The 13,539-nt window shown below is 69.4% G+C and carries 13 protein-coding genes, 1 tRNA gene and 1 pseudogene; 5 read left to right on the top strand and 10 right to left on the bottom strand.

Annotated features, from left to right (window positions below):
* Positions 1-399: 399 nt before the first annotated feature.
* Positions 400-2,382 (bottom strand): PIG-L family deacetylase, encoded by a 1,983-nt coding sequence (locus tag ACGFW5_RS17570; protein WP_393835121.1) that lies wholly within the window; start codon positions 2,380-2,382, stop codon positions 400-402.
* Between the two features lie 155 nt (positions 2,383-2,537).
* Positions 2,538-2,675, bottom strand: a complete 138-nt coding sequence (locus ACGFW5_RS17565) for a hypothetical protein (protein ID WP_393835120.1) — start codon at positions 2,673-2,675, stop codon at positions 2,538-2,540.
* 497 nt (positions 2,676-3,172) lie between these two features.
* Here ACGFW5_RS17565 and ACGFW5_RS17560 point away from each other — a divergent pair.
* A tRNA-Met gene (locus ACGFW5_RS17560) sits at positions 3,173-3,246 on the top strand.
* 668 nt (positions 3,247-3,914) lie between these two features.
* Positions 3,915-4,412 (top strand): DUF1772 domain-containing protein, encoded by a 498-nt coding sequence (locus tag ACGFW5_RS17555; RefSeq protein ID WP_393835119.1) that lies wholly within the window; start codon positions 3,915-3,917, stop codon positions 4,410-4,412.
* 45 nt (positions 4,413-4,457) lie between these two features.
* Here the strand turns inward: ACGFW5_RS17555 and ACGFW5_RS17550 are convergent, their stop codons facing one another.
* Positions 4,458-4,988, bottom strand: a complete 531-nt coding sequence (locus ACGFW5_RS17550) for a VOC family protein (protein WP_393835118.1) — start codon at positions 4,986-4,988, stop codon at positions 4,458-4,460.
* Positions 4,989-5,349: 361 nt separating this feature from the next.
* On the opposite strand from ACGFW5_RS17550, the gene ACGFW5_RS17545 reads away from it, so the two are divergent.
* The gene (locus ACGFW5_RS17545) at positions 5,350-6,033 is read left to right on the top strand and encodes a histone-like nucleoid-structuring protein Lsr2 (RefSeq protein ID WP_393835117.1); all 684 of its coding nucleotides are present in this window, start codon (positions 5,350-5,352) and stop codon (positions 6,031-6,033) included.
* 138 nt (positions 6,034-6,171) lie between these two features.
* On the opposite strand, the pseudogene ACGFW5_RS17540 reads toward ACGFW5_RS17545, so the two are convergent.
* The 3 genes and pseudogenes from ACGFW5_RS17540 to ACGFW5_RS17530 form a co-directional block, all read right to left on the bottom strand.
* Positions 6,172-7,281, bottom strand: a pseudogene (locus ACGFW5_RS17540) (GNAT family N-acetyltransferase).
* Positions 7,238-8,599 (bottom strand): MFS transporter, encoded by a 1,362-nt coding sequence (locus tag ACGFW5_RS17535; protein WP_393835116.1) that lies wholly within the window; start codon positions 8,597-8,599, stop codon positions 7,238-7,240. The pseudogene ACGFW5_RS17540 and the gene ACGFW5_RS17535 overlap by 44 nt, the downstream one beginning before the upstream one ends.
* Positions 8,596-9,237 (bottom strand): ArsR/SmtB family transcription factor, encoded by a 642-nt coding sequence (locus tag ACGFW5_RS17530; protein ID WP_393835115.1) that lies wholly within the window; start codon positions 9,235-9,237, stop codon positions 8,596-8,598. The genes ACGFW5_RS17535 and ACGFW5_RS17530 overlap by 4 nt, the downstream gene beginning before the upstream one ends.
* 189 nt (positions 9,238-9,426) lie before the next feature.
* Here ACGFW5_RS17530 and ACGFW5_RS17525 point away from each other — a divergent pair, with 189 nt between their 5' ends.
* Positions 9,427-9,864, top strand: a complete 438-nt coding sequence (locus ACGFW5_RS17525; protein ID WP_393835114.1) for an ATP-binding protein — start codon at positions 9,427-9,429, stop codon at positions 9,862-9,864.
* Between the two features lie 288 nt (positions 9,865-10,152).
* On the opposite strand, the gene ACGFW5_RS17520 is transcribed toward ACGFW5_RS17525, so the two are convergent.
* Positions 10,153-10,764, bottom strand: a complete 612-nt coding sequence (locus ACGFW5_RS17520) for an endonuclease (RefSeq protein WP_393835113.1) — start codon at positions 10,762-10,764, stop codon at positions 10,153-10,155.
* Positions 10,765-10,874: 110 nt separating this feature from the next.
* A complete protein-coding gene (locus ACGFW5_RS17515) occupies positions 10,875-11,294 on the bottom strand; it encodes a MarR family winged helix-turn-helix transcriptional regulator (protein WP_393835112.1) in 420 nt (139 codons plus the stop codon).
* An 80-nt stretch (positions 11,295-11,374) separates the two neighbouring features.
* Here ACGFW5_RS17515 and ACGFW5_RS17510 point away from each other — a divergent pair, with 80 nt between their 5' ends.
* Positions 11,375-12,016 (top strand): MBL fold metallo-hydrolase, encoded by a 642-nt coding sequence (locus ACGFW5_RS17510; RefSeq protein WP_393835111.1) that lies wholly within the window; start codon positions 11,375-11,377, stop codon positions 12,014-12,016.
* A 63-nt stretch (positions 12,017-12,079) separates the two neighbouring features.
* Here ACGFW5_RS17510 and ACGFW5_RS17505 read toward each other — a convergent pair whose 3' ends face one another.
* Both ACGFW5_RS17505 and ACGFW5_RS17500 read right to left on the bottom strand, forming a co-directional pair.
* A complete protein-coding gene (locus ACGFW5_RS17505; RefSeq protein ID WP_393835110.1) occupies positions 12,080-13,210 on the bottom strand; it encodes a winged helix DNA-binding domain-containing protein in 1,131 nt (376 codons plus the stop codon).
* A 136-nt stretch (positions 13,211-13,346) separates the two neighbouring features.
* On the bottom strand, positions 13,347-13,538 hold the full coding sequence (locus ACGFW5_RS17500) for a thiomuracin/GE37468 family thiazolyl RiPP peptide (protein WP_393835109.1): 192 nt from the start codon (positions 13,536-13,538) through the stop codon (positions 13,347-13,349).
* Between the last annotated feature and the right edge of the window lies 1 nt (position 13,539).

The following is a 13,539-nucleotide window of genomic DNA, read 5'->3' as shown; positions in this document are numbered from 1 at the left end:
GATCGGGTACGACCGTGAACGTCAAATCCATTGGGGGAGCTGCTTCTTGGAGGCAGCTTCCGGCCAGGCCCCACAGGTGTGGAGGAGGTATGCGAGCGGAAGCGGTCCAACCTGGGAGCTCGTGAGGCGGGGGCCTGTGAGGCGCGGGCGTGTGAGCCGGTGGCTTGTGAGGCTCAATGTGGCGTCTCGGTGAGGAGTTGGCCGTGCGGCTGCCGCGTATCCCCAGTGCGGCGCCTCCGCTTCGCACCGAGCAAAGGTGGCTGTCTTTGCTGACCGTCCATGACAGCCCTGGGTCTGCCTGGCCGGCCGGCCGCCCGCGGGTGGCGGTGCGGGCGGCCGGCCGGGTGAGGTGCACCCGTCGACGGGTGGGGTCGGTCGTGCTGGGGGTGCGCAGGGACGTCAGGCCGGTACGGGACCCGAGGTCAGGTCCTTGACGGGCCAGGTGGTCACGGTCTCGGACGTCGGCTGGACGGCGAGGATGTGGAGTTGGGCGTCGATGCCGATGGTGGAGACGACGAGGTTGCCTTCGGTGTCGAGCGCTGCGGAATGGGTGTGGGCGAAGGGGGTGCTGCCGCACGGCGCCCATGTGGTGGTGAACGGCGTACCGTCCAGAGGCTGGCGGCTGAGGGCCAGGGTGCCGTCGTCCCGGCGCTGGACGAGGACGGCGGAGGCATCTCCCGGCAGCACAGTGGCGGTGACGGTGCCGAATCCGGGCGTGGTGTCGACCAGTTCGGGCTGGGTGTTCCAAGTGCCGCCGGGCTCGACCTGGCGGTGGGCGATGAGCCAGCCGGTGCCGGGCTGACGCGAGAACATGACCAGACGTCCGTCGGTCTGTTCCACGAGGGTCGTGGTGCCGGCCGGGCGGGCGAGCTGGGTCGCGTAGTCGCGGACCAGCGGGCCCTCGGGCCGGGCCTGGTGCCAGCGGAGCATGCTCGTCTTGGTCGTGGCGTAGATCTCGGTGTGGCCGCTGCGCAAAGTGATGGCGCTGGCGCCTTCGAGTGTTCCGCCGTGCAGGTCGCTCCAGAGCCCCCAGCCGTCGTCGGTGGCGGTGCGCGCGCTGAGGCCGGTGCCGAAGTTGCGCAGCACGATCTGCGGATGTCCGGAGGCGGTGACGAGGGCGGTGGGCATGCCGAGGGCACGGCGGCGGATCGCGTTGTGCTGGTCGTGCGGGCTGCCCAGCGACTGCCAGGCCCCGAAGTCGCCGTCGGGGGCGCTCTGCTGGAGGTGCATGACCTCGCGGCGGTGGTCCTCGGGGTCGGGGGCGATCACCGTGCGGACCGCGAACACATGGATGCGGCCCTGCGCGTCGCGCACAGCGTCGAGCCGGGGCAGGCAGCGGCCCTCGTCGTCGACGGCCCACCGGCCCAGGGGCTCCGGCCCGCTCCAGGACTCGCCGCCCGGCACGTCCTGGGTCCATACGACAGGACGGCCGCCGAGGACGGCAAAGGCGGTGAGACGGCCGTCGCCGCGCGGCTGAAGCCACGTGGTGCTTCCGCGCCAGCGGTGGGTGGTGCTCTGACCGTAGTAACGGTTGAACGCGCGGTTGCCCAGGGGGCGGTCGCCGCATTCGCCCGGGCCTTTGAGGCAGTCGTGGCCGTCTTCACCACCGTAGATGGCGAGGTAGTGGAACTTCTCGGCGGCGGCGGTGGGGCTGAGGTTGTCGGGCTGCAGCTTGTTGCAGTACCCGGAGTAGCTTTCCACGACCGGCCGGTGGCTCTGGTCGCGCTCCTCGTAGACGCGCAGGGCCGCCAGGGCGAACAGGGCGGCGGCCGTGTGGTCACTGTTGTCGCAGTAGGTGACCGTGTCGGTGGAGGAGTCGTAGCGGGTGCGGTCCGGGTCGGGGTTCATGACGCGGACCACGGCCGGCTGGTAGGCGGTCAGCAGGTCGGCGAGAGTCGTGATGACGCCGTCGCGGGTGAGTGCCCGGCCGTCACCGCGTGCCGGAATGGGACTGCCGCTGGGGCGCAGCGTACCCAGCTCGGCGATCTTGTTGGCCCAGAGGTTGAGGACCTTCTGGTCCGGCATGGCCACACACGTACGCAGGTTGAGGAAGATCAGAGTGACGCGGCCGTCTTCGAGGGTGTTCACCTCGGCGATGGCACCCTCGCTCACCTTCAGCGTCTCGCGCACCCACGTGGCCCGGCGACTGCCGGTGATCATGGCGGCGTAGGCGGCTCGGATGCCGTGCTGGCGGGCCGCGGTGTACCCGGCGTAGTCGGGGGCGGCCGTCTTGCGGGCGGGATCGTCGGAGGCCAGGTTCAGCCCGTCGGCCTCACCGGTGGTGAGGTACACACTGACGACCGGTACGCCGGCCCGGACGCTCTGCAGCAGGTCCGGTGTCATGAAGTACAGGTCGTCATCGGTGTGTGCACAGATCTGCATGTGCGGGGCAGCCTGGCCGGCCAGCGGCCGGCTCGAAGCGTCCAACGACGAGGACGCAGTGGCACGACGGAAGAAACGCATCACGAACGAGGCCTTTTCGAGACGAGGACGGATCTGGGTAAGTCTTGTGGCAGAGGACAATGCATGACGGGTTGTCAGGAAGCGGTCCGCAGAGGGGACATGGCCGGGAACAGCCCCTGTTGGAGCTTGCCGGCCGGCAGCCGTCCCACCAGTCGGTCCACCAGCCGGGCGGAGTGGTGGACGACGACCATGAGGGCCGGGAAGAGCTGCACCCCGGCAAGGGCACAAAGGCGCCCCTGGCGTCGCGTCGCGTGGGCCCCAAAGACGGGTGCCGTCGGCGGTATCCCCCCGGGCAGGACCGCTGCCCCGCCGCTAGTGACTGTTCCCATCCCCGCCCACCGCTCGCTCATACGATCACCAGAACAATACGGGAGTGTTGACCCCGTTTCGAGAGGGAGCTCCGATGGGGCGGGTGAGGCGGTTCTCGGATGCGCAGAATGGAGCCATGCAGCGTGCCGTCGCCTGTTCAGGAGCAGGTGAGCGGTGATGGCGGCTCGGGAGCGGGGCTGGGCGGCGTGGGGCCGGGCGGGGTAGGCGCGGGGTGGGGTCGGGCACGCGGTCGGGGTGTCGGCGTGGCGGGCCGCCGGTCGGCTGGGGCGGTATGGAATAGGGCATGCGGCATGCCGACCGGCTCGGTCGCGTGGCAGACGGTGCCGAGCAGGGACTGGTCTTCGGCAGCCGCGTGATGGCGTAGGGTGGTGTTCACCGACGCGGGGTGGAGCAGCTCGGTAGCTCGCTGGGCTCATAACCCAGAGGTCGCAGGTTCAAATCCTGTCCCCGCTACTGCACGAGAGGGCCCGGATCCACTTGGATCCGGGCCCTCTCGCGTGCCGATGTCGTTGCGGCGGGAACTGGCACGCAAGAGGGACGGTGACGCGGCGAGCGCGGCGCCGTACACCGCACATGGCGGCAACCGTATTGACCGCCGTTCCGTCGGGACGCCCGCCACGCCAGCGAGACCCACCACGTGTCCTGGGAGGGCCGGGAAGCCGCTCACCAGGGCGAAGCCGGGGCCGGGGGACATCGCTCCCAGGCCGGAGCCAGACGTGCCCCTGCCGTTTGTGCCCCGCCCTGCCGCCCTCACGGCAGGGAGGCACGCCCACCCCGCAGGAGGAGGGCGCTGCGGCAACCCCCACGGCCACCGTTCGGCAGCAGGTCCGGCGGGGTGATCGAGCTCCATGCCGATGGGCACCCGCAGCGCACAGCTCCTCGCGAGGGATGGCCGGATGTCGACCACCCCGCCTCACCCCCGCGAACCCGGTGCGCACCAGGCCACGGCCTTGCGTCGACTCTCGTCACCGGCGTCGTGGACGACCTGGACGCGGTCCAGCAAGCACCCCGAAGAGGCACTGAACACATCCGTATGATCCTCCTGACGTGACGATTTCACGATCCGTCCCCGGGTCTCGCCGCCCCGGGACCTTCGAGGACACACGAGCACGGGGGGCACGATGGAAACCGCACGGTGGGCCACGCTCATAGCCGCCACTGTCACGATGGGTCTGGTCAGCGGCCTCTTCTACGGCTTCGCCGTCGCGGTGATGCCGGGTTTGCGGCGTACCGGCGACCTCACGGTCATCGAGGTCATGCAGCGGATCAACACAGCCATCCTGAACGGATGGTTTCTTCTCGGCTACCTGGGCGCGTTCCTTTTCACCGGCGTGGCTCTCGCCCTGCACATTCCGTCCGACGGTCGCGACGTGCTGCCGGCGCTGGTGGGGGCCCAGCTCTGTTGCGGCGCCTCGATGGCCATCACGGGCCGAGTGAACATTCCGCTGAACAACGCCTTGCAGGAGGCCGGTCCGGCCGCGCTCATCGGTGACCCGGCCGCCGTGCGCACGGCTTTCGAAGGTCCCTGGGTACGCGCCAACATCTGGAGGGCTCTGCTCTCCACTGCCGCCGTCGGTTTCCTGGCGTGGTCCCTGTATCTGGAGGGCGTCGCTTCTTGAAGCCGTTGACTCTCCTGGAGCGTCACGCCGGTACGGCGGCAGGTGTCAGCGCCAGTGGTTGTTGCTGGTGTGGTCCCCGGCGAGCCAGCGGGCGAGGTCGGCGTGGGCTGTGGCACGCATCTCGGCGTCGATCTTCTCCGCGTCCGGGTGGTCGACAGCGAACTCCAGGATCAGGCCGTTGGGGTCCGTGACGTACAGCGAGACGCAGAACCCGTGGTCGATCACGTGGGCGTTCGTCTCCGCTTCGCCTGCCGTGGTGATGCGCTGGAGCATGGCTTCCTGGGTGTCCGCCTCGACCTTGAAGGCGATATGCCGCAAGGGGGTGGGGTTGATGTGGGTCTTGAACTCCTTCTGGTCCTGCGGGTCGGCGAACTGGAAGAAGGCGAGCGCGCTGCCGTCGGCCAGGCCGTAGAGCGCGTGGCTGTAGGCGCGCTCCGACCCGGACATCACCTCGCGCTCGGTCCACGTGGCCACCAGGGGCAGGCCGATCACATCCTCGTAGAAGTGCCGGTTGGCTTCCTGGTCGTCGGTGACCCAGGCGTGGTGGTGGAGGCGCAGGGGCAGGGTCTGACTCATGTCTTGGTCAACTCCTTTGGCCGGGTGAGGCGTTGGTCCGGAAACCGGTGTGGTCGCCGACGCCGTGAACAGCATGGCACGTGAAGCAGTTGAAGGTTAAATCAGTTCGGGCCATTGTTCGCACGCCGGAGCGCCGATCGTCCGCCGGTCGGCCGGCGGGGTGGAATTTGCGTGGTCGATGTGGCCCGAGCGGCGGCTGGAGAGGCCGTCTGTGCGAGAGCGGACCGGCTGCCGGCGCGAGCGGAGCCGTGGGGGCGCGGGGGCTTCGACCTGACGCGATGCGACGCCGGGTGTCACGTGTGGCCTGCAACAGCGCAGGTGGAGACCATGAGATGTCAGTGGCATTGCGTACGGTCTGCCCATGGATCAGCAGCGAGCAGGAGACGCACGGCAGGCGTGGGGGCGGGTGACCGCGTGGCTTGAACATCATTCCGGTGACGTTCTGGCCGCTCTCAACAGGCCGGGGAGTCAGGCGGCCATCGACGAAGCCGAACTGCGCATGGACCTCAAACTGCCTGAGCAGATGCGGCAGTGGCTTCTGGCAACCGACATCGGCCCCGGTCAGCCGCATGCCGGATCGAGTCTGGTGGCGCTGGGATGCCCGGGCGTCGTTCCCGGCGGCGGACTCCTTCTGGGCCTCACGGACATCGAGCGTGTCTACGTCCACAAGATGGATCAGGCAGAAAGGGCACCGTCCGGAGAGACTGCGTGCCCGTCCTGGCGCAGGGAGTGGGTGCCGATCGTCTCGGAGCGCGACGGTTTCCATGGGAAGTTCGTGAACGCGAGCACGGGAACGGTGGGGTCTTGGAGTGAGGGGGCGTTCCCTGAAGACAGCCAGTACGCCTCGTTGTTCGCCTTCTTTCAGGATGCGGCTGACCAGCTCCAGGGGATCTGTTCGGGCGACTGGGGTGGGCCCGGCAGGGCGCGCGGGCCCCGTCCGGAGGATGACCCCATACGTTACTGGGCCCGTGCGAATGGCTACCTTGTACATGACCGTGGTCGCATCCCCGCAGCCATCCGCGAGGCATATGTGGCGTCGCGGTGAGCGCCGAACGGGACGTCCCGCCACCGGAAGTCGGCACCACGTGAGCCGTCATCCGGTGGTGTCGCCGGTGAGGTGAAGTCGTGCCGTGGGTACGCCGAAGGCCCCCCCTGGCCCGCTCCTCCTGTCCCGACTCGTGTCCTATCCCGACTCATGCCCGGCTTCTGGTGGGCCGTAGGCGAATGTGTACTGGGTGAAGTCGGCGAGGTGGACATACCCAAGGCGCTGGTAGAGGGCATTGCTGGTGCGGTTGGCCGGGTCCGTGAACAGCACGACGTCCGTCGCGCCCGAGGCCAGCGCCGCGCGACTCACCTCGTACGTCACGGCGCCCGCGTAGCCATGGCCCCGGTGGCGGGCCGGGGTGTAGACGGGATCCACCCGGACCATGCCCCCGACGATCGAGGTCCTGGCCGCCATGGCGACGGGGATTGCGTCCGGGGTTTCCCAGAGTGTGAAGTGTCGGTCGCCGAACCGCGAGTCGGCCCAGGAACCGGCGTCGATCAGGTCGATGGAAGGCTGCTCCCCGAGCTCGGCGCAGAACTCACGGCACCAGCACACGACTTGCTCACGGTCCTGACCACCCGCCATGCGCCCCCGGCCCTCTGGGCGCGGCCTCGGCGGGGTGAGTGTGCCGAGACGGTAGAGGCGCGCTCGCCAGCGAGGAGTCGGCACCGCGCCCGTACATCCCTGCCATGGACTCGCGAAAGCGGTGGCGGTTTCGTGGTCTGCGAGAACGCCGGTGGGGGAGTGGTTGACGCGGGTCAGATGAGTGGCGAGGGCTAGGGGGTGTCTGGTGGATCATGGCCGGGGGTGCGGCGCCTGGCACGGCACCTCGCGGCGTTGCCGAAACGCCCCGATAGCTCCGCTATCACGACGTTCCGGCGCCTTGCGATGCACCGCACCAGGCGCCGCACCCTGACCGACCCTGATCCACCAGACACCCCCTAGGGCCTGATCGGCGGCGAGAGGGGTGACACTCAGGTACCCGCCGGGCGTGCGACAGCAGACGGCTCGGACCTCACCTCCTGCCTCCAGTGAGCCGAAGACGGCGGCTGAGGCACCCTGTGCTGCCCTCCCACGTCTCCGCAGCTTCTCGATGTCGGTCAGCGGCGTGGTGTGCAGGGCCGGCCGGGAGCGAAGGAAGTCCCCCACCCGGACCAGGAAGTCGTCGACGTCTGCGGTCAGTTGCCAGCCGTCGGGGAGTCGGTCAAAGCAGTGCGTTCGCACCGGCGTCACCACCCGTGTGGCCATCCATGTCACCGTCCGTGTCACTGTCACCGTCCCTGTCGCGGTCGAGGGCTGCCTGAGGGAGGTCAGGAGTCAGCGAGTGGATGCGCGGTATCGGCGAGGGCAGAAGCCACAGCACCGACAGGGCTCCGCCGACAGCAGCGATGAGCAGTGTCGACCGCAGGCCGATGAGGGTGGCCAGGAGGCCGCCCACGACGGCGCCCACGGGCCGCAGGCCGTAATTGATCGTGCTGTACGCGCCGGCGACTCGACTCCGCATGCCGTCGGGAACGACGTTGCTCTGAAGGGAGTTGAGGTTGACGTCGAAGAGCATCACGCCGATTCCCGCAAGAAACTCGCTCAGGGCCAGCGCTCCGGCGCGCGTCCAGAGCTGGCCGCCCGCAGCGGCGGCGATGGCGAGCGGAGCTGGGAACAGTACGGCGCCCACGGCGATGGTGCGGCCCACGCCGAGTCTTCGCGAGATCACCGGAGCGATCACCGCGCCCAGTATCGAGCCGGTCGCTCCGATTCCGAACGCCGCACCGATGACCCCTGCGGTCAGCCCCAGGTTCCGGCCGGCGAACAGCACGATCAGGCCGCTCCCTCCGACAAAGGTGAAGAAGTTGGCGGTTGCCGCGCACCCCAGGCTCGCTCGCAACACTGGGTGGCGGACGACGAACCCCAAGCTCTCCCTGGCACGTTGAAGCACCGAGCGTGCCGCCTGGCCGGCGGCGACCGGCGGTTCGTCGATCGAAACCCGGCCGATCAGAACCGCCGACGCCAAGAATGTCAGGACGTCGACGGCGACGGCGGCGGGCGCGGTCAACGCCTGGATCAGAGCGCCGCCGACGGCCGGCCCCACCACGTACGAAGCGGAGCGGCTGGTGCTGAGCTTGCTGTTCGCGTCGATGTAGGACGACCGAGGCACCAGCCGGACGAAGAACGGCGGATAGGCGGTGTTGAACAGGACCCCGGCTGCGCCCGTCAGCAAAGCCACCACATACAACTGGCCGAGCGAGACGGCCCCCACGAGGTAGGTGACCGGCAGGGAAAGCAGTACCGCCGCCCGCGCCAGGTCGGCAAGGACCATCAGGCGCCGCTTGTGGACCCGCTGGTCGACCCAGGCACCGAGGACCATCGCGAGCAGGTTCGGGACCCAGACGAGCGCCGTCAGCCATGCCACCTCATTGGCCGAGGCGTGCAGCGCGCCCACCGCGATGAGCGGCAGAGCCAGTTCGGTGATCCGGTCGCCGAACTGCGAGATCGACTGGCCGGCCCAGAAGCGGCGGAACCGTAGATCTCGCCACAGGGATAACGGTAGGGACTGGCCTGTCGCGCTCATGACGTCCCGCCAGTCCGCGCCGTAGGAGTCTCCGGCAGGGCAGATTCCTCCGGCGAGCTTTCCGGCAAGGTGTACCGCAGTAGTTGCACGGCGCGGCCGTCGGCCGGCCGGGCCGCCTCGTCCCGCGTCACGTAGGGCGCGAGAACACGCTCGAACGCCGCCTCGATCGCGGCGAGTTCGGCCGCGGTGACGACGACGCGGGTGTGTGCCAGGCCGCCAAGTCGCCGCCACTCATGATCGAGTTCGGGCTCGACCTCTGCTGCCCAGCGGCTCGGCAGGTCTCCCGAACGCAGAAACATCTCGCGGGACAGTACGCGCGCAGCCGCAGTCCCCTCCTTGTCGGCCGGATCCTCGGGCGTCTCGAACCGGAAGCCCCGTGCCACCGCCTCCCACCGCCGCTGACGGCGGTCCGGCCCGGGCTCGGCGTCGCGGATCAGGCCGAAACTCGCCAGATGCCGCAGGTGCCAGCTCGTCACCGACGGGGTGGCGCCCACATCGGGCGCCAGTTGCGTCGCGGTCGCCGGCCCATGCCGTCGCAGGCGTTCGAGGATCGCCAGCCGCACAGGGTGTGCCAGTGCGCGCATCGCCTGCGGGTCGGTGATCTCGATGTCGCCCAGGGGGTGAGGAACAGAAGCCATGACGTGAGAGCTTCCTCTCACATATTGTGAGAGTCAAGTCTCACGTCCCCGGAAATGCCAGCCGCGCGCGCTGACCCGCACCCATCCCCACACCCGCATCCACCCCCACACCCACCCCCGCATGCAGTTGGGCGCGGCGTTTTGGGGCACACGGGATACGTATCCGGCCGTTCGGCGCAAGGAGAGGCAGTGGAGAAGGACTCATCACTGAAAGCCGTGGGATGGGCGCGTTCCCTTCCGCTGAGCAGCGGCGTGAAGGAGGCGAGAGACTGGACGCGCGCCCATCTCATGACGCTCGAATGGGCTCAGCAGGCACCGCAGGTGATGGACGCCGTGCTGCTGACCGTCTCCGAGCTGGTGACCAACGCCCACGTGCACGCCCGCAGTGCGGCACAGTTGATCCTCACCTGGGACGAGGCGTGCCTGCATGTGACCGTGCACGATTCCTCACCTCAGTTGCCCGAGCAACGGGCCCCGGACGAGCAGGCGTTGGGAGGGCGCGGTCTCATGTTGATCGATGCGCTCTCCGACGAATGGCACGCCTATCCGTGCCCCCGGGGCAAGAACGTCACCGCTTGTTTCCAGCCGCCCTCGCTGGATGGTCACGAGGTGCGCGACTCCGAGTGATGCCGGTGCGCGACTCCGAGTGATGCCGGTGAGCGACTGCCGGCGATTCCGTGCACAGCGAGGACGTTGCCGTACGCCGGCCGGACCTGGCGGTACGCCGAACCGGACCCTGCGGTACGCCGTCCGGACGTTGAGGTACGTCGGCCGGACATTGCGGTACGCCGTCCGGTCGTTGCGGTACGCCGCCTGGGCCTGGCGGTACGCCGTCGGGAGGTCGCGGTAGGCCACCCGCACTTCGCCGTACGCGCCCGGGGGTCGACCCACATCCGCGGGAACCGAGCGCGTGGGTCAGTGTTCCAGGCTGGAGCGGACCAGTGCCGAGGCCAGGCGCGGCAGCTCTTCCGGAGGGACGAGACGTGCCAGACCCTCGGGGGTGGAGGGAAGGCCAAGCGCGGTCGCCGACTCCCGTGCCCGGTCGTCGAAGGACGGGCGCAGCTCGGGCCAGATTCCCTGTGCCTCGCGGCAGAAGATGCCGGCCCCCACGGGGCCGATGCGCGGCACCTCCTGAAGCAGCTCCCGCACGACCTGAGGGTCACCGGCCGCTTCGTCCCGCAGGCGGCGCAGGTCCCCGTGCCAGCGCCGTAGCAGTACTTCGGCTCCTTCAAGCAGGGCCGTGGCGGTGCTCTCGTCGTAACGGCGGTAGTGGGCCCGGCCGAGCGCGTCCACGATGGTCTGCCAGTCCGTGTCCGCCATGGCGCGGGCGGTACGCAGGCGCGTCCGGAACAGTTCGCGTGCGGCGTCGACCGCGATGTCGGCCTTGATGCGGGTCGAGCACAGCACGGCCAGTACCAGGAGTTGGTAGAGAGGTGACGGCTTGTCCCGAAGGGTGATGCCGGCTTCCTCGGCGTAACTGCGGCCGTGCTCACGCAGCAGCTCGGCCAGTGTGTCCTTGGTGCTCATCAGGGCCTCGCTCCTTCGATGGGGCCGATCTCAACAGCGCACTCCGAACATATCTGCCGCATGTGCCTGAGTAGGTCAGCCCGGGCCCGTGCCCTGGACTCATGAGCCCGTCAGGGGGTGTGGGAGGCCAGGCGGCCCAGGAGCGTGACGCACTGCCGGAGCTGCGGCCGCGCTTCGGGTCCGAGGGTGTCGGTGATGGCCGAGGTGAGCCATTGCGTGCGCTGGGCGCGTTCCCGCTGGAGGTGGGTCCGGCCCAGGTCGGTGATGTGCAGAAGGAACTTGCGGCCGTCGCTCGGGTGGGGCGCGGACCTCACCAGGCCCTTGTCCAGGAGTTCCTTCACGGATTTGGACGCTGCCTGATGGGTCACGCCGCGCAGATGGGCGAGGTCGGCCGTGGTGTGCGGTCCGCCCCGGTCGAGATGGCCGAGGACGGCCGCCTCACCGGGGGGCATCGTGTCCGCCGCTCGCACCTTGCGGACCAGCTCCCCGATCACTTGCCGTAGGTCCTCAGCCAGCGCGTCATCATCCATGGTGTCCACCCTATCCCAAACTGTGTAACCTATCTGTACAACCAGGTTGTAGAAATGATGGGAAGAGTCGAGGAGACCGCATGTTGCTCACCAAGTTCGGCCATGCCTGCGTTCGGATCGAGAAGGACGGCCGTCGCCTGGTCGTCGATCCGGGCGGCCTGACTGAGCCGCAGGCGCTGGACGGCGCCGACGCGGTCCTGGTCACCCACGAACACTTCGACCACTTCAGCGAGGCCACGCTTCGTGAAGCCGCGCGGAACAACCCTGGGCTGAGAATCTGGACGAACACCCCCGTCGCCCGACGGCTCGACGGCCTCGGGGCGCGGGTCACCACCGTCGGCGAAGGGGAGGCCTTCACGGCCAACGGGTTCGACGTGAAGGTGTACGGGACCTGGCACGCACCCATCCACCCGGACATTCCCCGGATCGGCAACATCGGGTTCCTCATCGACGACGCCCTGTTCCATCCGGGCGACGCGCTCACCGTCCCGGACGCCGCCGTCGACACCCTTCTGCTGCCTGTGCACGGTCCCTGGTCCACGACCGGACAGCTCATCGACTACGTGCGTGCGGTGGCCCCCCACCAGACCTGTGCCATTCATGACGGTGCTCTCAACGAGGTCGGCACCGCGATGGTCGGAGGCTTCCTCGGTGACAACGGCCCGGGTACAGGAGCGCCTTACCGGCACCTGACCGTGGGCGCGTCCATCACGGTCGGCTGAGGCCGGGCGGGGTCGCATCCGGCCCGACTGCCCCGACCGCCCCAACTGCCCTGGCGGGCACGGTCATTGGCCCGTACGCCGTACGTTTCTGCCGCCGGACACCCCCAGGAAACGGGCGATGTCGGCCGTCTCGGCCGCGATCCCCCCGGCGAGCGCGGCTGCTTCGCCGGGTTGCGACGGGAACAGGGAGACAGTGGTGTCCGCGCCGCCCCTGCCACGGGCCCAGGTGCCCCGCGCCAGGCCATCGGCGACGACCGTGGGGCGGATCTGGCCGCCGCCCGGCCACACCTGACGTTCGTGGGCGGGCGGTACGGAAAGGGCGCGGGAGCGGTAGCCCAGGAGGTAGTTGTCGTACGCCGGCAGCAGCCGCACATCGGGGGCGGCGGGCGGCGCGAGACCGACCTCCGCCACGCGGTCGCGCGGCAGAGTGGACGACTCGTCGAGGATGTGGCACGGGGTGAGGTGCCCTGTGGTGCCGAGGGTGTGCCAGGCGCGTCGCGCGGCCGTCTGCGGCAGCCCGGACCATGTCGCGAAGTCCTGTGGGGAGGCCGGGGCGTGGGCACGCAGGTAGCGTCGGGCCAGTTCACTCTCGGCCGCTTCACCCGTGGGGCCGCCCGCTCGCGCAGGAAGCCAGTCCGCCACGAGCACGAAGGTGGCCTCGCCGTCGCGCTCCGGGCCATGGCAGACCACCCCCCGCAGCGCGGCGCGCCGGATCAGGTGGAAGACGGCCTGACCGTGCGGAGACACCCCGACGCTCGCCAGATGTTCCGTCAACTGGGCCCGTGTGGACGGACCTTCGTCCCCCAGCACCTTGACGAGAACGCCCTCCGCCCGGTCGCACAGGGCTTCGTCGAGGCCGAGTTCGCGATAGCGGCGGGCGCTCAGCCGCAAGAAGTGCGGACCGAGCAGTCCCAAAAGCCAGCGCGCATCGGTGCTGGGCACCATGTGCAGGGTTCCGCGCAGGAACCAACCGCGTACGATGCTCCGGTCCTCTTCGAGGGCTCGCCGCACATCGGCGCAGGTGAGGCCGTTTGCCCGTACGCGGATACCCAGTGCGCCGGCCCGGGAGTCCTGCGCCTGCACGGCGAGGACCCGCTCGACCACTTCGGCAGCCGAACCGAACCTGACGTTTCCGCCGATGCCCTGCCCCCGAGCCCGCAGAGTCCTGGCCTGTTCGTGGTCGAGTACGCCCATGGGCCGAAGGTACACACAGGGCCGACCGATCGTGCGGAGCTCGCGACGGGGTGCGCGGATTGGTGGGTCGGAGGGTGTCGGTGGAGGGAGTGACGCGCGTGCCGGGCCGCGTGGCCGCCCGGCACGCGCTGCCTACTCAGGAACAGCTGCAGTTACAGCAGTTCGGCGGCGGAGCGCAGCAGAAGGATGCGCTCACTTCCGTCATACCGTGACCCGCGGTGAGCGACTGGCTGTGTTCGTCCCCGGCCAGCGTGCCCAGGTCGAGGTCCAGCGCGAGGTCGGCTACCGCGGCAGCGAGCGACGGTGAGCCGTTGCTGTTCTCGTTCATC

The organism is Streptomyces sp. NPDC048416 (assembly GCF_043200435.1).
In the GTDB taxonomy this organism is placed as follows: Bacteria; Actinomycetota; Actinomycetes; order Streptomycetales; family Streptomycetaceae; genus Streptomyces.
The sequence above is the reverse complement of the archived record's forward strand: the minus strand, read 5'-3'. Positions and strand labels throughout refer to the sequence as shown.

Bases quoted from the DNA above. Each gene is read 5' to 3' on its own strand.
- ACGFW5_RS17570 (WP_393835121.1), bottom strand. From the start codon at position 2,382: ATGCAGATCTGTGCACACACCGATGACGACCTGTACTTCATGACACCG.
- ACGFW5_RS17555 (WP_393835119.1), top strand. From the start codon at position 3,915: ATGGAAACCGCACGGTGGGCCACGCTCATAGCCGCCACTGTCACGATG.
- ACGFW5_RS17550 (WP_393835118.1), bottom strand. From the start codon at position 4,988: ATGAGTCAGACCCTGCCCCTGCGCCTCCACCACCACGCCTGGGTCACC.
- ACGFW5_RS17545 (WP_393835117.1), top strand. From the start codon at position 5,350: ATGGATCAGCAGCGAGCAGGAGACGCACGGCAGGCGTGGGGGCGGGTG.
- ACGFW5_RS17535 (WP_393835116.1), bottom strand. From the start codon at position 8,599: ATGAGCGCGACAGGCCAGTCCCTACCGTTATCCCTGTGGCGAGATCTA.
- ACGFW5_RS17530 (WP_393835115.1), bottom strand. From the start codon at position 9,237: ATGGCTTCTGTTCCTCACCCCCTGGGCGACATCGAGATCACCGACCCG.
- ACGFW5_RS17520 (WP_393835113.1), bottom strand. From the start codon at position 10,764: ATGAGCACCAAGGACACACTGGCCGAGCTGCTGCGTGAGCACGGCCGC.
- ACGFW5_RS17515 (WP_393835112.1), bottom strand. From the start codon at position 11,294: ATGGATGATGACGCGCTGGCTGAGGACCTACGGCAAGTGATCGGGGAG.
- ACGFW5_RS17510 (WP_393835111.1), top strand. From the start codon at position 11,375: ATGTTGCTCACCAAGTTCGGCCATGCCTGCGTTCGGATCGAGAAGGAC.
- ACGFW5_RS17505 (WP_393835110.1), bottom strand. From the start codon at position 13,210: ATGGGCGTACTCGACCACGAACAGGCCAGGACTCTGCGGGCTCGGGGG.
- ACGFW5_RS17500 (WP_393835109.1), bottom strand. From the start codon at position 13,538: ATGAACGAGAACAGCAACGGCTCACCGTCGCTCGCTGCCGCGGTAGCC.